Source organism: Priestia koreensis (genome assembly GCF_001274935.1).
Taxonomy (GTDB): Bacteria; Bacillota; Bacilli; order Bacillales; family Bacillaceae_H; genus Bacillus_AG; species Bacillus_AG koreensis.
On the sequence record NZ_LILC01000021.1, the window covers coordinates 54315 to 74363 of the forward strand.

Annotated in this window: 21 protein-coding genes; 5 read left to right on the forward strand and 16 right to left on the reverse strand. The window is 41.0% G+C overall.

Going from position 1 to position 20049, the window contains the following annotated elements:
• Positions 1–158 precede the first annotated feature (158 nt).
• The 6 genes from AMD01_RS15730 to AMD01_RS15755 all read right to left on the reverse strand — a co-directional run bounded on the left by AMD01_RS15730 (position 159) and on the right by AMD01_RS15755 (position 6926).
• Positions 159–776 (reverse strand): class D sortase, encoded by a 618-nt coding sequence (locus tag AMD01_RS15730; RefSeq protein ID WP_245638962.1) that lies wholly within the window; start codon positions 774–776, stop codon positions 159–161.
• Between the two features lie 42 nt (positions 777–818).
• Positions 819–2564 carry a processed acidic surface protein gene (locus AMD01_RS15735; protein WP_053402389.1) on the reverse strand — a complete coding sequence of 582 codons (1746 nt, stop codon included), beginning with the start codon at positions 2562–2564 and terminating at the stop codon, positions 819–821.
• 450 nt (positions 2565–3014) lie between these two features.
• Positions 3015–4433, reverse strand: coding sequence for a SulP family inorganic anion transporter (locus AMD01_RS15740; RefSeq protein WP_053402390.1), 1419 nt, complete (start codon positions 4431–4433; stop codon positions 3015–3017).
• 163 nt (positions 4434–4596) lie between these two features.
• On the reverse strand, positions 4597–5472 hold the full coding sequence (locus AMD01_RS15745) for a PhzF family phenazine biosynthesis protein (RefSeq protein WP_053402391.1): 876 nt from the start codon (positions 5470–5472) through the stop codon (positions 4597–4599).
• Positions 5473–5474: 2 nt separating this feature from the next.
• Positions 5475–5798, reverse strand: coding sequence for an MGMT family protein (locus AMD01_RS15750; RefSeq protein ID WP_053402392.1), 324 nt, complete (start codon positions 5796–5798; stop codon positions 5475–5477).
• A 66-nt stretch (positions 5799–5864) separates the two neighbouring features.
• Positions 5865–6926 carry a M50 family metallopeptidase gene (locus tag AMD01_RS15755; protein ID WP_053402393.1) on the reverse strand — a complete coding sequence of 354 codons (1062 nt, stop codon included), beginning with the start codon at positions 6924–6926 and terminating at the stop codon, positions 5865–5867.
• Positions 6927–7049: 123 nt separating this feature from the next.
• On the opposite strand from AMD01_RS15755, the gene AMD01_RS15760 reads away from it, so the two are divergent.
• The gene (locus AMD01_RS15760; RefSeq protein WP_053402394.1) at positions 7050–7406 is read left to right on the forward strand and encodes a hypothetical protein; all 357 of its coding nucleotides are present in this window, start codon (positions 7050–7052) and stop codon (positions 7404–7406) included.
• A gap of 38 nt (positions 7407–7444) precedes the next feature.
• Entirely contained in the window at positions 7445–7801 is a 357-nt protein-coding gene (locus AMD01_RS15765; protein ID WP_053402395.1) for a hypothetical protein, read from the forward strand.
• Here the strand turns inward: AMD01_RS15765 and AMD01_RS15770 are convergent.
• Together AMD01_RS15770 and AMD01_RS15775 are read right to left on the reverse strand one after the other, a co-directional pair.
• Entirely contained in the window at positions 7798–8775 is a 978-nt protein-coding gene (locus tag AMD01_RS15770; RefSeq protein WP_053402396.1) for a phosphotransferase, read from the reverse strand. The genes AMD01_RS15765 and AMD01_RS15770 overlap by 4 nt on opposite strands.
• Before the next feature lie 88 nt (positions 8776–8863).
• Positions 8864–9499 carry an SDR family oxidoreductase gene (locus tag AMD01_RS15775; RefSeq protein ID WP_053402397.1) on the reverse strand — a complete coding sequence of 212 codons (636 nt, stop codon included), beginning with the start codon at positions 9497–9499 and terminating at the stop codon, positions 8864–8866.
• Positions 9500–9626: 127 nt separating this feature from the next.
• Here AMD01_RS15775 and AMD01_RS15780 point away from each other — a divergent pair, with 127 nt between their 5' ends.
• The gene (locus tag AMD01_RS15780) at positions 9627–10181 is read left to right on the forward strand and encodes a GNAT family N-acetyltransferase (protein WP_053402398.1); all 555 of its coding nucleotides are present in this window, start codon (positions 9627–9629) and stop codon (positions 10179–10181) included.
• 72 nt (positions 10182–10253) lie between these two features.
• On the opposite strand, the gene AMD01_RS15785 is transcribed toward AMD01_RS15780, so the two are convergent.
• The 3 genes from AMD01_RS15785 to chrA all read right to left on the reverse strand — a co-directional run bounded on the left by AMD01_RS15785 (position 10254) and on the right by chrA (position 13978).
• Positions 10254–11141, reverse strand: a complete 888-nt coding sequence (locus AMD01_RS15785) for a sporulation protein (RefSeq protein WP_053402399.1) — start codon at positions 11139–11141, stop codon at positions 10254–10256.
• 170 nt (positions 11142–11311) lie between these two features.
• Complete coding sequence (gene egtB, locus AMD01_RS15790; protein WP_211263403.1) at positions 11312–12583, reverse strand: ergothioneine biosynthesis protein EgtB; 1272 nt, start codon at positions 12581–12583, stop codon at positions 11312–11314.
• Positions 12584–12799: 216 nt separating this feature from the next.
• Positions 12800–13978: a chromate efflux transporter gene (gene chrA, locus AMD01_RS15795; protein WP_053402400.1), complete on the reverse strand. Its 1179-nt coding sequence runs from the start codon at positions 13976–13978 to the stop codon at positions 12800–12802.
• Positions 13979–14346: 368 nt separating this feature from the next.
• Between chrA and AMD01_RS24230 the strand changes: the two genes are divergently transcribed.
• Both AMD01_RS24230 and AMD01_RS24965 read left to right on the forward strand, forming a co-directional pair.
• Positions 14347–14577 (forward strand): hypothetical protein, encoded by a 231-nt coding sequence (locus tag AMD01_RS24230; protein ID WP_169775977.1) that lies wholly within the window; start codon positions 14347–14349, stop codon positions 14575–14577.
• 135 nt (positions 14578–14712) lie between these two features.
• Positions 14713–14847: a hypothetical protein gene (locus AMD01_RS24965; RefSeq protein ID WP_281176892.1), complete on the forward strand. Its 135-nt coding sequence runs from the start codon at positions 14713–14715 to the stop codon at positions 14845–14847.
• 41 nt (positions 14848–14888) lie between these two features.
• On the opposite strand, the gene uptA is transcribed toward AMD01_RS24965, so the two are convergent.
• The 5 genes from uptA to AMD01_RS15830 all read right to left on the reverse strand — a co-directional run bounded on the left by uptA (position 14889) and on the right by AMD01_RS15830 (position 20013).
• Positions 14889–15485 (reverse strand): undecaprenyl phosphate transporter UptA, encoded by a 597-nt coding sequence (gene uptA / locus AMD01_RS15810; RefSeq protein WP_053402403.1) that lies wholly within the window; start codon positions 15483–15485, stop codon positions 14889–14891.
• A 204-nt stretch (positions 15486–15689) separates the two neighbouring features.
• Entirely contained in the window at positions 15690–17312 is a 1623-nt protein-coding gene (locus tag AMD01_RS15815) for a M4 family metallopeptidase (protein WP_053402404.1), read from the reverse strand.
• A gap of 466 nt (positions 17313–17778) precedes the next feature.
• Complete coding sequence (locus tag AMD01_RS15820; protein WP_053402405.1) at positions 17779–18018, reverse strand: hypothetical protein; 240 nt, start codon at positions 18016–18018, stop codon at positions 17779–17781.
• A gap of 229 nt (positions 18019–18247) precedes the next feature.
• Entirely contained in the window at positions 18248–19138 is an 891-nt protein-coding gene (locus AMD01_RS15825; protein WP_053402406.1) for a carbon-nitrogen hydrolase family protein, read from the reverse strand.
• A 110-nt stretch (positions 19139–19248) separates the two neighbouring features.
• Entirely contained in the window at positions 19249–20013 is a 765-nt protein-coding gene (locus tag AMD01_RS15830) for a class I SAM-dependent methyltransferase (RefSeq protein ID WP_053402407.1), read from the reverse strand.
• Between the last annotated feature and the right edge of the window lie 36 nt (positions 20014–20049).

Sequence of the window (20049 nt, forward strand, 5' to 3'; positions counted from 1 at the left end):
CTTTTGCTATGTTTTGTATACTCAATACGATGTACCCCATTCCTGCGTTATTGTTGTCTTATTTTACCACGCTTTTCACTCGTTCTATGTATATCATGCTCACAGAATATATGGGGACATAAAAAAAACAGACAGGAAATTCTCCTGCCCGTCTCATATCATGATGCTTTTGACCAATGCTTCGTCGTATCTTTCTCTACTAAGGTTGCGACGAGAATATATCGTTTCGGCGCAGGTCCTACGTAATAGAAGGGATAGCACGTACTCACTGTTAACGTTGCGCGCGGCTTCGGCACAATGACCGTACGATCATCCTTATCCACAATTCGCACCTTATTCACGCGATACGTAAAGAGCCCTGCACGCGTCTCTACCTCTAACAAATCACCTTTTCCAACGTCACCAAGCTTACGAAACACCGTATCGCGGTGGCCAGACAGGACGGAATTATCATCCATGCCAGGAAGAACGCTCCCTGCATAATGACCAACACCCTTTGCAAGCTCGTCTTCATTTGTTCCATGAATGATTGGAAGCGTAGAAGAAATGGCAGGAATGGTTAGTGTGCCGATTTCCTCTCCCACTTCTGGCTGCTCATCATATTGAACTTGCTGCTTAGGAGACGGCTGAGGTTTTTCCTTTTGGACTACCTCTTTTTTCATCACTTTTGGTGCTTCTTCCGTTACATGCTGTCCATCCCACAGCTTTTTCCCGTTGGTTGCAAACAAAAACACACCGGCTACTATAATAACGACACTAAATATGAGAAAAACCAATCGCGAAGCGCGTTTGGTTTTTCTCTTTCTTGATACTCTCATTTAGTTTTGGCGAACCTTTCGAAACATAAAGAATCCTGCCACAATCATTGCTGCTCCGATCATCATCGCAAGTGGATACGAAGAAGCTGTATCTGGTAAACGTGCACCATTCTCAGTTTTCGTTACAACTTGATGATCACCTTTAACCGGCGCTGCATGACCTTCTTTTGTTGAAGGTGATGCTTGCTTGTCTGCTGGCTTCTCTTCTTCTGTTGCTCCTTGCTCAAGGTTATTTTCTGTTTCCTCAATGAAATCAGAGCCAAACATTTCACCTGTAATGACGAAGTCTGCTAAAAATACGCCTGCTTTGTCATAGAGCGTCACTTCAACTTTTGCATTATCCATGTTTTTTAGCTGAAGCAGCTGGTCAAACGTGATTGGTTTCTTTTGATCGCCAACAATTAGCTTAAACGATGCTTTTAATTCGAGCATTGATAAAAGCTCTTCGTAAGCAGCACGAATTTTATTCAAATCCGCTGGTGATAGCTCTGTTAGCGTATCAAAATCTCCTATACTACCTAATGAATCACTAATTTCACTAAGGCGCTGAAGCTCTTCAGGATCAGTCGGCTTGGCGCTGATTGTTTCAAAGTGTTTGCTTAGACGCTCTAGTTCGTCTTGCGTTAAGCCTAGTTCCTCCGCAAGCGCTTCAAACATATCACCCTCATAACCCTCGTCCCCACCTGTATAGTCATATACGGCACTATCTAAATCATCATAAAAAATGTAATCCTCAATCGTCTCGTCGTTATCAGCTAAAAGCTTACGAAGACTCGTTTCTGTTAGATCATATTCTTCATACAATGGAGCTAGATTAGAAAGGTTTTTTTGAATCACCTCACCAAGCATGTCGCTTAACTCATCTACTGTTTTATAACCTTCTAGCTTTTCATCATAGTAGTAATCAAGGATGGTTTCAATGTCGTCTTTCGTAACGTTAAAGCCACGCTCTTTACTCACTTTTTGTAAGTATTGATCAAGCTTTTGATCAAACTGTTCATCTCTTGGCTTCTTGTCTTCGATGTAGAAATCCACATCTGACCATAAATAATCAACAAACACATAGTCATTTAGCGTTTGTCCATTTTCTTTTAGCAATTGCACTAGTGACGCCTGATTTAACTGATACTTTTTATACAGCGGCTGTAAATTGGACAAGTCTTTGTGAATAACAGGTCCAAGATACTCTTTTAATTCATCTACTGTGTTAAACGTATCAAGATCATCGTCATCCTCTGTTAACACGTACTCAACGTCTGATTTTGTTACCGTGAAACCACGCTCTTTGCTAACTTCCTTTAAATAAGCAAGTAGCTTTTGGTTAAACTGCGGATCTCTTGGTTTATTCGCTTCAAGCGAATAGAAAATACTAGAATCTAAGTCATTGTAAAATACGTAATCATCTAGCGTTTCATCACCGTTTTCTGCTAACAAGCTTTTTAATGACTTCTCCGTTAACTGATACTTTTTATACAATGGCCCTAAGTTACTTAGATTCTTTTGAATCACAGGTCCAGCTGCTTTTTTCAGCTCTGCTACCGTGTCAAAATCGTCGATCGTTTCGTTTGTATCCAATGCATAATCGACGTCATCGCGCGTCACCGTAAACCCACGCTGTTTGCTTATGTCAGCCAAATACGCGCTAAAATCCTTCTCAAAAGATGGGGCTTTAGCCGCGAATACCGCGGAAGGTAAGCTTCCAATAACTAACATAATAATAAGTAAAAATCCCCCGAATTTCTTCACCTGTTGCTCTCCTTCTATTAAACTATTTTCACAACAGATTAACTATAGTCGATTAGAAAAGTTTCTACAATAAGTTTATTTCTTCCAAAACAAAATGATCATAAAGACCTAATTGTTATTTTAATATATACGAAACATTTCCTAATTCTTGAATCAATACTGTAAGAAAATTATGGTAATATAACCATTTTATTATAAATTCCACACCCTATTTATGTTAAAGTTAGAAAGAGCGCTCTCTTAAAAAGAGTGGTAGAATGATGATGGGTTTTCAGCATCGCCGTCGCGCGTTTGAGATTCTAGCAAATCAACGAAAAGAAATACAAGCATCATATTTTCAGCGCTATAAGAAGAGAAAATCATTTTTTCTACATTGGCTCAATCAGTTTCTTTCATCGCAAAAATAAAAACACAAAAAAGCATGACGATGAAGATCGTCATGCTTTTCTTTTAATATCCGACGCGTTTTAGGAGAACCTTACTTTCAGAATCCATTCCCTTAAACTCGACTTGGCGGTCGCCGTACTTTTCAACAACCTTCGCCATCATCGTGACGCTCGAATGATCCCAAATGCGTGAATGGGTAAAATCGATCACAATATGCGCCGGATCTTCTTCATAGTTAAATAGCGATACGAACTGTGAAGCCGTTCCAAAAAAGAGCGGTCCTGAAATAACGTATGTTTTAGTACTTCCTTCAATAGAAGAAGTAGCTTTCAAACGTGCCATTTTCCAACCAAATACGACGGCGCTCATGGCAACCCCTACCACAACTCCGATGGCGAGATTATGCGTATAGACCACAATCCCAACCGTTACAACCATAATAATCGCCTCAGACAGTGGGTATCTATGAAAGTGGCGGACGGAACTCCAATCAAATGTACCAATTGCCACTGTAATCATAACCCCAACAAGGGCCGCCATCGGAATTTGTTTGACCACGTCACCAAAAGCCATAATAAGCACTAACAGCCCAGCCCCTGCTACAAAGGTAGACAATCGGTTTCGCCCACCTGATTGTACGTTAATAACGGACTGGCCAATCATTCCACAGCCTGCCATACCTCCAAATAAACCTGATGCAATATTCGCAAACCCTTGACCGCGTGCTTCACGGTTTTTATTTGAACTCGTGCCTGTGAACTCATCCACAATCGTTGCCGTTACAAGCGACTCTGTTAACCCAACAATCGCAATTCCAAGCGCAGTTGGGAAGATAATCTGAAGCGTTTCAAACGTGATTGGAATTTGTGGTAGGTGAAACATTGGCGGCACTTGCGTAATGCCCCCCATATCACCTACCGTTTTTACATCCAGCTTAAAGAAGAATGCCACAATGGTCATCACAATAATGGCGACAAGTGGAGACGGAACGGCCTTTGTTACGAGTGGAAATAAATAAATCACGAGCAGCGTTGCCCCGATCATCGCATACATAAGCCAGTTTGCACCGTGAAACTGCGGCAGCTGTGCGGTAAATATAATGATCGCCAGCGCATTCACAAATCCTGTTAACACGGTTTGTGGTAAAAATGAAAGCAACCGACCGATCTTTAAGGCACCAAATACAATTTGGATAACCCCGGTCAAAATGGTCGCAGCGAACAAATACTCTAGCCCATGATCTCGCACTAAGGAAACCATCAAGACCGCTGTTGCACCTGTCGCGGCAGAAATCATTGCAGGACGACCACCTGTAAATGCAATAGCGATGGCAATACAGATCGATGCATATAATCCAATCATCGGGCTTACTCCCGCAATAATGGAGAAACCAATCGATTCAGGAATTAACGCAAATGCTACGGTCAGCCCTGATAAAACGTCTGCACGGACGTTTGAAAACCACTGTTGTTTAATTGTCATCTTGCTCAAAACGCACATCACCTCTAGTATTATTTTTTGACTTCTGACTCTCACAAAAGTCGGGGCCGTTTAAAACGAATTTTATAATACCATGAATGAGCAAATTTTTGAAGGGAAATTTCACCGCATACAAAAAGAGAAAAAGCATTCCTGCTTTTCCTCTTTATACACTAAACTCTTTCTGTTTCGTCACCATAGAGCTGTAACCACCTACGTAAACATTGGAGATACGACGATCCTTTGTAAAAAGCTGCACCATTATTTCAGAAGGTTTTCCTAGTGAATATCCCTGTTCGAAATAAAACGTATGGTGGGATTGATTCGCCTCTCCGTAGCCATGCTTCACTAAATAACAAGCAAGAGCCGCATTGGATGTACCTGTTGCGCTCTCTTCGGGGATATCCACCACAGGAGCAAAATTCCGGCAGTGTGCCGAGCTGTTGTGCAACGTATCAAGCGTAAATTCATGATAGCCAATTACACCATATTTTTTCGATATTTTAGCGATTTCGTTCATATTCGGCTGTATGCGTAATAAATCCAAACGCGTTTTTATCGGAATGATGATATCACGTAGCCCCGTTGACACAATTTGAATTGGTAAATCCTCCACTAGCATGTCACTCGAGATGTTGAGGGAGCGCTCAATGCTCTCAGGCGGAATGATCTCTAAAAATTGTGGTAGGTTTTGTTGCAAAAACACACGATTGTTCCGATCTATTTTAACTTGCAGAAGACCCGCTCTTGTTTCAATTATATATGAACCTTCTGTAATCTCATTTCGCTGCTTCAGCAATGAAAACAACGCGACGGTCGCATGTCCACATACATCCACCTCTTCAGCAGGAGTAAAATAACGAATCTGATAATCTGCAACTGTGGATGAAAATAAAAAAGCCGTTTCAGAAACGTTCAGATCACTCGCAATAGCCTGCATATTTTCCTCAGTTACATGCTGCGTGTCCAATACAACGCCTGCCGCATTTCCACCCGCTCCATCTTTTGTAAAAGCTTGTAGTATGTATGTTGAAACCTTCATTTCTATCGCTCCCCTTCTAAAACCGGCTCGTGCCGATATACAGATAGATTTATTCGATCGCCGTCCACAAACAAAACCCCTTCTTCCTGTAAAAGTGCCTTTTGCGTATATCGCCCTTCTTCATCACCGAGCGCAATCTCACCCTTTGCGTTTACGACGCGGTGCCACGGAAGACGGTATTTTTTACTCATGGAATGCAAAATACGCACGACCTGCCTTGCTCCGCGTGGACTGCCTGCAAGTGCTGCAATTTGCCCGTAGGTCATGACGGTTCCTTTAGGGATTTTCTTGATGATGTTAATCACTTGTTCTGTAAATGGCGTCACGTTTCTTCACATCCTTGAATTAATCACTTATAAAAGACAGTCTACCAAAAAAGACGAGCTACTGTCTCACAAGATGTGGTTCGTGTGAAAAAGGACGTCCTCATTGGCCATTTTTTCTTGAAGTAATCCAAACAAATGCTGTTCAGCTACCCAAAATCCTAAACCAGATCGAGCGTGGCGCTGAAGAAGTTTATCTGCCTTCCTCATATACTCGTCTGCTTCATCAAACTTCTGTTCCATATAAGAAACGATGGCTTTCGTACGATAGTAGGAATACAGATCGATCTTCAGAACGTGGGAAATTGCGTTCTTCATCTCATCGAGGGAGGGCTTTCCAAAGAGAAATTGATGCAGAACTTCCATATTATAAAAAAAGCTGAGTGCATACTTCATTTCCTTCGTAGGGGGCAGCTGTAACCCCTTTTCTATGTATAACTGAGTCTGCTTATACTCTTCCTTATGGGCATAATAATAGATCAAAAGCATAAGATGCGGAACGTGTGTCGGATCAAGTTGATGCTTCATTTGCTCAACCTTCCAATTTTTCGGCTCTTCTCGACTCATTAACTCCTTTTCTACCATGGCACGATCTAACTTCTGCTTCGCTTCGTCTCCTCCTTTTAAAAATGCCAGCAGGTGTGCCCCATCGCTTCCTTTAGATGGAATGATCGTCGCAAGAAAAATAACGCCGTTCATGATACAGAAAGGCAGAAAATAAGAACCATCTGTTATGAGTGAAAGCCCTCCAAAGATACACGTAAATACGATGCTAAATAGTGGTCCTCCGATCGTCATCCAGAATAACGATTTGTGACAATATTCTTCTGAAAAATTTAATACCGCGACGCCTCCGTAAAACATCCACGATCGATTTTCTTCAATACGCACGCGTTTCCCATCTTTTGAAATCGTGACAGGGCCTATCGTAAAGGAAATAAACGCCATTTTATGGCCAATGCCTACTAGCACGTGTCCAAGTTCATGAAGCGTAACGGCTACAAACCATGCAAATATAAAAAGCCATATAGACGGCATATAGTTAAACGTTTGCGTATTCCACATCCAAAGAGCGATGGAAAGTAGAACGGTTAACAGCGTCACTACAGACGGCTTTGTTACTGAACTCATATTCCCCCTCCTAAATTTTATCTATTTTTCCTATTCATTATAGCACAGCGTTTTCATACATTTCCTTCAAAAGGATTTTTATGGATATTGTCGAAATGTAAATACGTGAAGGGGGAGAAAGGTATGAAGAAATGGCTTTTACAAGCAATTGTTGTCTTAGTCCTATTAGCATCAGCTGGTTGTCAGCAAGCAGACGCAATTGCTCCCGAGTATAAAGGTCCGAAATTATCCATTGCAGTCGTAGGTGAAATTCCGACTGTTCATACGAAAAAAGTGTCGTTTACGTCTGTTTCGCTGGATGATGTATCAAAAGACCTTGTCAAAGCATCTCAAACATTTGATGCTCTATTTGTTATGAAATCTCAGTTTTCAATTGCTGACGATGATCAATACGTCCCTACTTATAGGAGCTTAACGATTCCAACCTTTTTTATTGGAACAGAACAACTTTATCTGCCGTTTGTAATAGAAGAGAGGTAATTATACTGAGAAACTTCGTTTATTTACTAGGAGGTACCGTGTACCTAGTCGGCCTGCTTTTTTTGCTTCACCTAATCGGTTCTGCTCAAATCTACTCCTTTGATGATTCCGATCGAGCCCTTCTATTTCCATTTTTCGCACTTTTTATTGTTGGACTCTATTTATCCTTAGCAAAACTTCTAAAACGGATGAAGCATCCGGGGAGTAGGATTTCACTTGAACGTTCCCTTCTAAAACTAGGGATATGGATGCTCTCAATGCTTATCGTACTAGTAGCACTGTATGTTCAAATGAATGATACGTTTACGAGCATTTTCACAGTCATTGGATATATAACCGCTGTCGTCACAGGTTTTACGATGATGAAGCTTGCCAAAAAAAGCGCTACGGATTAAGTAGCGCTTGCTTTAGTAAGCAACGTCAACGTTTCCTCAAGTTTCTTCTTGACTGCTTCTTCTTCATTCTCCTTCATAAGCGCAATAATCGAATTCGTGCGATCAAAGCGAAAGGGAACGATTACGCTCAACAAAACGGGATATAGTTCCTTTTCAATGTTGCTTAGTGGTCGAATCGTTTCATACGCCTGAAGAAAGTCACTGCCTCGTTCTCCGTAATAAGCATGCAAAGAGGCAAGTTCATTCACAAAGGCCTCATCTCCCGCGATGTTAAAGTCAAAAATCCCTATGATTTTCTCTGTCGAATCCACGACCATATTGTATGGACACCAATCCCCTTGTATCGGTCCTTTTGGAAGCTCATGCCAAACCTTTTCAAGCATCCCTCTTTTTTCATAATACGCATCCGTTATTTTAGATAAAAGCGCCTCATCATATCCATATCCTTTTGCGCTTTCGATTAGCTCTAAAAAACATTCGTAGTTTTCAGAAATCTCTTCATATGTAACACGCTCGCCGTCCATCAATGTCCATTCACTGCTGTAGCCAAAAGTAAAACCGCTCTGTTCGCTACTAACATGTTGCTCCGCTAATAACCTCCCTAGCTGCTGAGCAATCCCATCCGTTACCTCGTCTATTTCTTTTCCGTCTATGTATTCTTCTATACTCACTAACTGAGTTTCTTCATTTAGATATGAACGGTAGCTGTACCATCCGTCCCGATCTAACATTTTAGCAACCGGCATTCCCGCATCCGCCAAATATCGGTTGAATTCCCCTGATTTTTGAAGCTTGTCTTCCGTTGTCCAGCCATCTTGATAGATTTTTAACACGTACCATTGTCCGTTGCACTGACATTTGATGATACTATTCTTCTTCGGTTGGTCACGCATAATCTGAATCTGATTAACGTGATGAAGGTCGTAGGCATGAAAGATTTCTTCTATTAAATGAACGTTTATGATGTCCCCCACCTTCCCCTAAAATATCCCACATGTAATATTTTAACATAAAGAACTAAAAAAAACGGGAGGTACTCTTTTAAAGAATACCTCCCGTTTTTCAAACACTTTTTAATGCATCATAAATGCCATCTTCCCCCGAAACAAGTTCAAATGCCTTTCCGGTCGTACCCTGCTCTTTTAGGCAAGCCACCGCTACTTTTGCCACATCCGCACGTGAAATCATTCCGACCTCTCCTTTTACGCGAAAGGCTGCTTGGATGTGTTCTGTTCCCTCACTGTCTAAAAGACCCCCTGGGCGAATGATCGTGTAATCCAATCCGCTTCTTTCTAAATAAGCGTCTGATTTTTCCTTCGCTTCCAAGTAAGGCTTTAAAAATGGAGGACCTTCTGCCGGACGATCCGCATAGCGAGAGCTAATCAAAATAAAGCGCTGAATTCCCTTCGCTTTCGCCTCATCCACCGCTTTTATCACACCTAAATGATCAATTGCATTCACGTCGTGGCCACCGCTACCTGCAGCTGCGGCGAAAATGACTGCATCAGCATCTTCAAATGCGTGTGCAATGCTTTCTTCTAAATCAGCTACAACAGTCTCCACTCCTAACTCTTCGAAATAAGCTCGCTGTTCGCTTGTTCGAATCATCGCCTTCGTGTTGTATTCCGTGTGTTTCTGTAGTTCCTCAACGATTAATTTCCCAGTCTTTCCATTAGCGCCTGCAACGAGAATCTTCATGTTCTATTCCTCCTTTAACGATTTTGTATTGAATATCTGTTTCTATTCTTCTATTATGAAAGAAAAGAAAGTTTTTCAGCAACTGTTACGCTATGCCTAATGTGTCGATTACGAGGAGGGATTCGCTATGATTAAGCAAAAGCTCCATCAAGAAACGGCTCGTCTACTGATTCGTCCATATGAGACGTCAGATTATGAGAATTGGCTCACTCAGTATGAGAATCGCTTGCCTGCTCAGCATAAATATGACGAGGGAAAGCTCGATATGTCAACGTGTACGAGAGAATGGTTTGAAGAAATGATCCATAAACAAACGCAAATGGCTTTGAATGATGAAGCCTACGTATTTGGCGTCTTTCATAAACGAAACGGTACTCATATCGGCGTTATGGATATGTCTACGCTAATGCGAGATGATTTTCAGTGGGCGCGAATTGGCTATACGATTCACAATCAGTTCTGGGAACAGGGCTACGGAAAAGAAAGTTTGCAGGGAACGCTTGAATTAGCTTTTCAGCAATTGCATTTTCACCGTATTGAAGCCCATATCAACCTCGATAACCGGGCCTCTATTAATCTAGCAAAAAGCGCTGGAATGAAGTTTGAATGCATTCGAAAAGCCTTTACGTGTGAAAACAACGAGTGGGTAGACAATTTTGTTTATTACATTCAACAACCATAAATACATAGAACAAAAGGAGCAAATATGCGCACCCTCACATCGATGGGTACACATATTCGCTCCTTTCTAGCGTTATCTCTTCTTTGCAGATTGAGATAATAGGTACGGTTCTTCTGCATCATAAATGGTCTCCATTTTATCAACAAACCATTCATCCACAAGCTTTCCGCCTAACATTCCACCGGCAAAGCCACCAATCGCCCCCTCTAAATGTCCATGTAGCTTACGATTATATCGATAGCGCTGTTCATTTAACAGCATTTCTTCCATCATACCGTGCAAATAACTAGCGAGCTTTTCTTTGTTTTGAAGCATCTGGTCTGGAAGAATGATATCACAGAATAACTCGCGATCTCTTCTAAACGAGGGGATGTCTAGTTCTAATTCTAGCTCCACTCCCTGATTTCGAATCGCTGCCTCTACTTTTATTTCTTTCACTCGCCCCTTTAAATCATCTGTAGGGATGAAGATGAATCTCTGGTGATATCCATCAAAGTATCCTGAATGGCTGACTTCTTGAAATCCAAGCGCCTGAAACCCTTTGACAACCAAGGTAAATGGCTCTGCGGGTAATACGCGAATGCTTTGCTTATTTGATCGTTCTACTAGTCCTTCTATCTCCATATTGGTTTTGAAGAAAAAAGATACGTTCCCTCGAGAAATGGGTAAGTTTTTAGGTAGCTGATAAGAGAACTCAAACCGCTCTTTCTCTCCTGGCTTTATAAGAAAGGATGCAGACAGTGGAATAGTTGTAATCTGATGAGGTTGTACTTGTCCATTTTTGAAGTAAACTTGTATCCAAAACTCAACCTGAAGATTCTTTATATGTTGTTCCATGCTCCCTCCTATCATTTTCACATGCCCCCGTACTTCTTCACCAAGTACAAATTCATGCTTATTCATATGTAAATCTACTTTTGCCGTACCAAAACCAATTTTAGCCATCACCTTTTTTAACACCTGTCCCCCTCCAATACTTTTGCTTCTCTCCTTATATACGGGTCATCTCCTCATTTTGTTTCAAAAATAAAGAATAATTTATTCATTTTTTAAAAAATAAGAGACTCTGCTGATGGTTATGACAGCAGAATCTCTATTTTACGGCTAATTCTTCGTCTCCTTTAGCCTAGTTATTCTGCATCTTCCGCTAGCCTCAGGCCACTGAACTGCCAGCGTGTTTCAGGCTGAAAGAAGTTTCGATATGTAGGTCGAATATGAGAAAGAGGTGTCGCGCAAGAGCCGCCGCGCAAAACCATTTGGTTGCACATAAACTTTGCGTTATATTCTCCAAGAGCCCCGTCTAGCGGTTTAGAGCGTGGGTACGGCGTATATGGTGTTTGCGTCCACTCCCATACGTCTCCATATATTTTTTTAAGCTGTTCATTTTCAGATGAATGACAGCGTGGATGAGCGTAACCGTGATCAGCGAAATTCCCCTCTACTTTTACGGGCTCAGCCGCGTGTTCCCATTCTGCTTCTGTTGGTAATCGTTTTCCTTTCCACCTAGCAAACGCATCAGCCTCATAAAAACTCACATGACAGACGGGCTCTTCTAGCTTTAACGGCTGCTCTCCAGATAACGTATAAATCATCCATTTCCCCCACTGCTCTCGCCAATACAACGGTGCTCTCCAGCTCTCTCTTTTAACCGTTGCCCATCCGTCTGACAACCAGTAGCTCGGATTTTCATATCCACCGTCTTCAATAAACGCGATGTACTCTTTATTTGTGACAGGATGCGCAGCTAATTTAAATGGCTCTAACCATACTTTATGCCTCGGTCGCTCGTTATCGAATGAAAAGCGCGTAGAATCACTTGTCCCAATTTCAACGAGCCCGCCACGAAACGGAATCATTTCATCGGTAGCAGGAGCGTGCGGAGTGCGATCGATCGTTTCTTTGTAAACGGGAAGCAGTGGATTTTGATAGAAATTAAATTTGATGTCGGTCAGAATAAGCTCTTGATGCTGCTGTTCATGGTTAAGACCGATTTCAACGAGGGCTTCAATATCTTTAATCTCCTCATGGTTGCTCCCTAACAAAATCATCATATGGTGATCCACGTAGCTCCTATAACTATAAATTTCTTCTACGGTAGGACGCGTTAAAAGCCCGCGGTTTTCTCGCGAGTGGAAAGGACCCACAGATTCATAATAAGAGTTAAAGAGATAATCATAGTTCGACTTAAATACTCGATAATAACTCAAATATTTCGTTAAAACGAACGTTTCAAAAAACCAAGTTGTATGAGCCAAATGCCACTTGGTTGGACTAACATTCTCACTTGCTTGTATGGTAAAATCCTCTGTCTGAAGTGGATCGACTAGGCGAAGCGTTGCTTGACGAATTAGATGAAAATGATGGGCCATCCGGCTGGAAATTTGCGATTTTATTTCTTGCATGTTACTCATCTCCCTTACTTGTTCATACCCGTGTATCGCTCACGTTTGAATGATGTATTTCAAACGTTTTTGCTTGCTAAAACAAGCCATTTTGAATTTTTATGGAATGCCCCCCATTATCCAATAGTATGTATCTATCCACTTTTGCCAAATTTAAACATAAAATAACAAAAAAAACTAGAAAACAGCGTTTATTTTCTAGTTTTTTGACAAAATTCACGTATAGTTTAGTATAAAACGACCCGCTACGCCAAGGATCACGACTACCCAAGAAGGGACTTTCCAGTAGACCAGTAGGCCGAAACAAATTAATGCAAGAGCAAAGTCATGTCCGTTTGACACGGCGCTTACAAATACAGGATCGTAAAGAGAAGCAAGCAAAATTCCGACCACAGAGGCATTTACACCTAAAAGAGCGCCCCGTACATTCTTATTCCTTCGGATTCCATTCCAAAACGGAAGAACGCCCATGACGAGGAGAAATGAAGGTAAAAAAATCGCCAAGGTGGCCACCAAACCCCCGCTCCATCCTTTTACAACCGTTCCAATATAACTTGAAAAAGTAAACAGTGGTCCAGGAACGGCCTGAGCTGCACCGTAACCGGCAAGAAAATGTTCTTTACTTAATAAGTGCGGGACAACTTCCTGTTGTAAAATTGGTAGAACAACATGTCCACCACCAAATACAATAGCTCCAGCTCGGTAAAACGTATCCATCATGTCGAACCAAGTAGAGGAGAATTTCCAGCTTAGCAGCGGCAGGGCGGCTAACAAAACAAAAAATAAGCTAAGAGAAATGATCGCTCCTCCCTTCCACTTGACTATCGGAAGCTCACTCTCTTCTTCAGCAGACACCTGTCGATACATAAAAATACCAAGCAAGGCGGCAAAAAGAATCACCCCTATCTGAACAAATGTATAGGGCCATACTAACAGTACAACGGATGACCCGATCCCTATAGCCAAACGAGGACGATCAGGTGTAAGCGTCTTTCCCATTCCTAACACTGCTTGTGCGACTACAGCTACTGCCACAATTTTTAACCCGCTTATGATTCCTTCCTGCTCAACATTGTGTCCTGTTAAGAAGGATGCCGCAATCATGAGTATCAGAACTGACGGCATTGTAAAGCCAAGCCATGAGATGACACCACCTATCACTCCGCCCCTGATGATGCCAATTGATATTCCAACTTGACTGCTTGCAGGACCAGGTAGAAACTGACAAAGAGCGATTAAATCAGCATAGCTCTTCTGATCCAACCAATTTCGCTTTTGGACGTACTCATGTTGGAAATAGCCTAAATGTGCGATAGGACCTCCAAACGATGTAAAACCTAATTTTGTTGACACAAGCCATATTTCGAGCCAGCGGCGCCATATCGGTTGGTTCATATTTTTTTCACTCCTATTTTCATATGTGCAAAATGTTAACATATTTCTCTAAAGCTTCTATTGTAACTATGTAAAAAATTTGATAAGAATTTCATCTCTACTAGACAAAGAGTATTTAATGATAGAAATCTCGTTCAATTTTTCTATCAACCGGGCTCTTCCCTATTCCCTTCCTCTCTTATTTTCATATACTGCTAGAGAGAAAGGTGGAGATTATATGTGGAACCATCATCAAAAATACGAGTGTTGCTGCACATGCAAGTGCCATTCTTGCAATAAGTGTCACGAAGAAAAACACTGTCACTCTTGTGAGAACTTCTTTGTAAACCAGCAGCCACATCGCTGTGAAAGCGTAGGCGGCGATTATTATGAAATTAAAGTGTATGGAAAAGATGCGGTTGAAACCAAACGTATCCCAACAGAGGCTTTTTTTGATGACGAGCATTCTCATCATCATAACCACTGCCATCACAAGCATCATCACGGATGCTGCGAAAAAAAATGCAAAGTTTATATCGTTTGCGAACCTAAACAACATTGCGGCTGTCATCACAAATCGCCTTGTCACCATCATTCCTATTAATCTTTCAAATAAATAACGAGAACTTGGCCAAACACCCAAACACTTTACTAGTTTTCACATAAGATAAATTAAAGTAAAGGAGGGATAATCAAAATGGGATATCATTATGAAGACCCTTATCAACAAGATGGACGTCATGGCGGAGGCGACTATGGCCACGGCGGTCACGTATGTGGATGCCGTCGTAGAAGATGCTGTCGACCATGCTGCCGACCACGCTGTTGCTTCAATCCTTGCTGGTTCTTTTGCTGCGGTGGATGTAGAAGACGTTATTATTAATAATTAAAAAGAGGGTCGTACTCAGCATGCTGAATACGACCCTTTTCACTACCTTAGCTTTTTCTTTTTTCGTACCGCTATAATTAAGTAAACGACGATGACCAAAATAGCCACAATGGCAATTGGCTGCGTATATTTACTCGCCACATCGCCAATATCACGCCAGTGACTACCAAGCTTAATGCCTAAATAAATAAATAAGATGGACCACGGGACGATCGCCACCGTTGTGAGTATCGTAAAACGTGCAAAAGACATTCTTGCAATACCTGCTGGAATTGAAATAGCATGGCGAACAACAGGAATAAAACGAGCGGTTAAGACAACACCTGCTCCGTATTTTTGAAACCATCGCTCAGCCATGTCCAGATGATGTTTTCGGATTAATAAAAATTTGCCGTACTTCTCTAGGAACGGACGTCCACCCCAATAGCCGATCCAATATAAAAACCATTGCGCGATAACACCACCAATAGTTCCCGCAATAACTGCTCCTATAATTGTAATCGAGCCTTGAGAAACCATGTATCCTCCGTATGCAAGAACAATTTCACTCGGAATAATTTCAACCATTAGTCCAAGGGCAATTCCAAGATAACCTAAATCCATTAACCAATTTAAAAGTGATGACACAATTGAACTCATATGTACTGTTCTTCCTCCCTGCCCGCTCTATGTGATTAGGCACAATTGCTGTAACCGATTTACGGTTCACAATACTTTTTACTATAATCCATCTGAAGCGTTTCATCAATACATATCCTATTGACGAACCAAAAATAAGAAAAGCGTACCTTCAAAGTGAAGATACGCTTCTATCTTATGTGATCATTATGAACTACGTATGAATTAATATACGCCTACAGCATCAAACGCTTTTTTAACAGCTGTTACTTGAGCGCTTGTAGATCCGTAAAGATCTGTTGCCGCTTGTGTAGCCGCAGCACGAAGCTGACTGAAGTTAGAGTTAGCTGTTAAATACGTAGTTAACGTACGGTAGAAGATTTTTCCTGTTGCTGCTGTGCCAATACCCGTTACCGTCACACCGTAGTGTGTTCCACCTTGGCTAATCAAGTAGGCAGCTTTGTTGATAATGCTGCTGTTCGTATGAACCCCGCCATTATCCTGCGTACCCGTATAGCGTTTAGAATAGTGATCAGGATCACCGTATTTCGCTGGGTTAGACATAGAGCGTAGAGAATCACCAGCAGTACCTGGTGTGTACACATCTTCCCCAATTTCCCAATCAGGATTACGGTTATCATAGTACTCTATTAATGTACCAAAGACATCAGAAAGAGATTCGTTAATCGCACCAGACTCATTTTGATACGTTAAGTTTGCCGTGTATTCTGTTACCGCATGCGTTAACTCATGACCTACAACGTCAAGGCCTCCAGATAATGGACGGAACGTGTAGCCATCACCATCTCCGTATACCATTTGATAGCCGTTCCAGAACGCGTTGTTGTAGTTTGTGCTGTAATGAACCGTTGATTTAATTTGAGCATTGTTGTTGTCATAGCTATAGCGACCAAACGTATTTTTATAGTAATCATACGTCACACCTGCATAGTAGTGAGCATCTACTGCTGCTGGGTCACCGAACACAGAGCTTGTGCTTGCGAAGATTGATCCAGGTAAAGTAGTGCGATAGTTTCCAGTGTACGTATAAATACCGTTTCCTCTTGTCGTATCTTGTAGCGTGTAGTTCGTAGAGTACAGCGCTTTAAGAGATTTTGTATCTCCTAGTACACCTTTTCCGCTAGCTGTTACCGCAGTTGCTGTATCAATTTTGTTGTATTTGTCGATAACGTTACCTGTTACCGCATCTACTGCATAAATCCAGTTACCTGCGCTTGGTGCTAAGTAATTTAATTTTACTACGTACGCAAGGCGTGGTTCATCGTCTTTTACATAGATTGATAGCTGAGCAGATGGCGCCACTTCATATGTAGGAGCGGAGCTAACTTCAGTTTTTACTAGATCCGCTTTTGCCTTTTCAATTGCTTGAGCGTTATCTAATTTTGTTTTTGCTTTTAAAGCTGGTTTTTTATCTAAATTTGGTGCAAGCTCTCCAACAAAGGATGTTAACACCCCGTCTTTATTTACATGAGCAGTGGCCGTTGAGCCAAATACTGGAATTCCACGATAGTACTGTTGAAGTCTGAAGTTCGTGAATCCAAGCTCATCCTTTTGCTCATCAATTACTTTTAACGATTTTTTTGCAATTTGAGAATCAAGGTTTAATTTCGCTTTGTTCTCTTCAACGAATTGATAAACAAGACTTTCTTTGTTGCTTGCCGCTTTGCTGTTAAGATGACCTGAGAAGAATTGCGCATTTCCGGTTTCTTTATTGTAGTTCACTTTCACATCTTCTTTTGGTGCTGCTAAAACGTTAAATGGAATAATTGCCTGCCCTACTAAACCTGCTGCCAATCCTAAAGTTACTAATTTCTTTTTCACTTTCATCATCCTTTCGCTTGTGATAGGAAAATCATAGCATCAAATAGAATTTTGCGGTATTGAGAAAAAATCGAAAAAATTTGATGAAGAAAAACCTTATTTTAGACAAATTTCTAAATTCTATAGGTCGAAGGAATCGATTCTATCGCGAATTTGAAAGATATTTCTGATTTTTCAGTTTTATTTAGCGAATAAAATGAAAATTATGTTGTGTAAATTTTAATTTACTACTGAAAAATTGAATATATTTATGTCATTAAAATGAGTTTGATGACCCTTTTTTTAGAAAATATCCATTAAATTTTAAATTTAACCATTCAAATACCAACTATAAATTCTAAAAAAATGGGAGAACCCCTAAATGGCTCTCCATCGTAAACCTTTATTCTTTTACTATCTAATCCCTTATTTTATACTCTGGCAAGGGGCGCTTAGAATGCATTAGAACACATCGTGATTTGATACATGAAACTCATTTATTGCCAAAACCACCTGAAAAATTCTTCACTACTGCTTGTACTTCAGTTAATTTCTCTGGTTTTAATAGGCTCATCATCTTTGGGACAAAGGCTTGAATATCTTCCTGTGAAAAGTTACCTTCATCTTGTTTCTTGAAGTTTTCTAACAAAATTTCTCTAGCTTCGTCTTCTTTTCCTTCTTGAACTCTTTGTAAAATAAAATCTAAAAACATTTCTTGCCCTTGTTTGTCCATTTTTAGTAGCTCCTAATGAAATCATAATGTAACACTCCATTGTGTTACTTGAAATTCTACCATCATAAAGGGTATTGTCAACTATATTTCCCGATACGTTCTACCTAGCATTCTCACTTTAACTGCCAACTACATGGTCGCTTTACTACCATCGAAATATTAATGAATTCTCTTCTTTAATTGACCCTAGAAAAAGACCCATTCTATAAAAAGAATAGGCCTCTCGCTGTCATTCAATTCTTTTTCCCTTTGTTTTTTTCACATGTTCGACCCAATCTGGATATAAATCGTTGCGACGATCTCGCCATGTTGTAACAGATCCCTTTGCACGAACATCGTGTAAAAGCTGTAGATCCACGTCACCTGTTACAATCATGTCATTATTCATTTCACCTTCTACCACAATGCCCTGCGGTGGAAACGGGATATCATTCGGTGACAGTATTGCCGCCTGACCGAAGTTTGCGCGCATAAAATCAACCGTTGGCAATGATCCCACTGTCCCTGTTGTGACGACATAAATTTGATTTTCAATCGTTCTCGCATGCGCTGAATAACGAACGCGGTGAAAGCCTTGGCGATCGTCGGTGCAAGATGGACAAAACACTACGTCCGCTCCCATCGCACGAACCATACGAACAACTTCTGGAAACTCGATGTCATAGCACGTTAAAATAGCAATCGTTCCCTTTTCCGTTTCAAACACATTCACCTCTTTACCAGGTGACACGTTCCATTCTTCTACTTCTGTCGGCGTAATGTGAAGCTTAGCTTGTTTTCCAATTGTCCCATCTGGGTAAAAAAGATGGGCAACGTTATATAACTTTCCATCTTCCTCAATAACGTGCGTGCCGCCAATAATATGCATACCTGTCTGTTTAGCAATCCCTGTAAACAGCTGATAATAATACTCTGTATATGATGGCAAATCCTCAATGGTTTGCTCACGTCCATCTACTTTAAATGATAGCAACTGAGTCGTTAAGAACTCAGGAAACAGGACAAAATCCGCATTAAATTCCTGTGCGGTTTTTACGTGGTGAATGACTTGGCTAGCAAAATCATCAAAGCTTTCAATCGTATGCAAGTGATATTGCACAGCAGAAACTCTATATCTCATCAAAACCCCCCTTTGTTTCTCGGTACACATCAACGTCTACTATAACATACGAAGGGGACTGATTTTAAGAAAAGAGTTCGAAGGAACACGAATTCCATTTCTAACGCAAACTATGTTGCTTTAATTCCTCTCACTCGAATGCGTTTATAATCCGCTATCCAGCTTCCATCATGATAAAGAACGGTTTTTAAACGCTGTTCAGCTTGAGAGACCATTTCTTCTCTTACCTCTGTCGTAGCATGTTGTAAGAGTGCACCAGCAAACATCTCAATCCAGTTTCTTAACCCGTTTTCTCCTTCTAAAGGGGTAGGACGGTCAATATGACAGGCCATCGTAACGTGAAACCCTTGCGCTTCCATTAATGTGGTATATTCACCAATGCTCGGATAATACCAGGGAAATTCTTCGTCCGTACACGTTACATGGTGAAGGTAGCACTGATGTTTGATTTCATTTGTTATCGTTTGGACGTTTCCCTTCCCACCAAATTCAGCTACGAAACGACCTCCAGGCTTGAGGCTTTGAGCGATACGTTGAAGAGCTTTTTCAGGTGTCTTTATCCAATGAAGCGTCGCATTTGAAAATACTGCATCAAACTCTTCATGATAAGATAATTCGGTGACATCACCTACGAAAAATGAACGTTCAGGGTATTTTTTCTTTGCTTCCATCACCATATTTTCTGACTTATCTACTCCGATTACATTTGCTCCCCTCTTGTACAATTGATAAGCTAAGTCACCCGTTCCACATCCTAAGTCTAGAATACGTTCACCTTGCCGTGGGTCCAATAAATCGATTATGTCACCTCCATACCTTGAGACAAACGAGTGTTTTTCATCATACAAACTAGCATTCCAGCGATCTGTATTCATTCGTTATCACCTTCCCTTCAAAAATAGAATATTCAG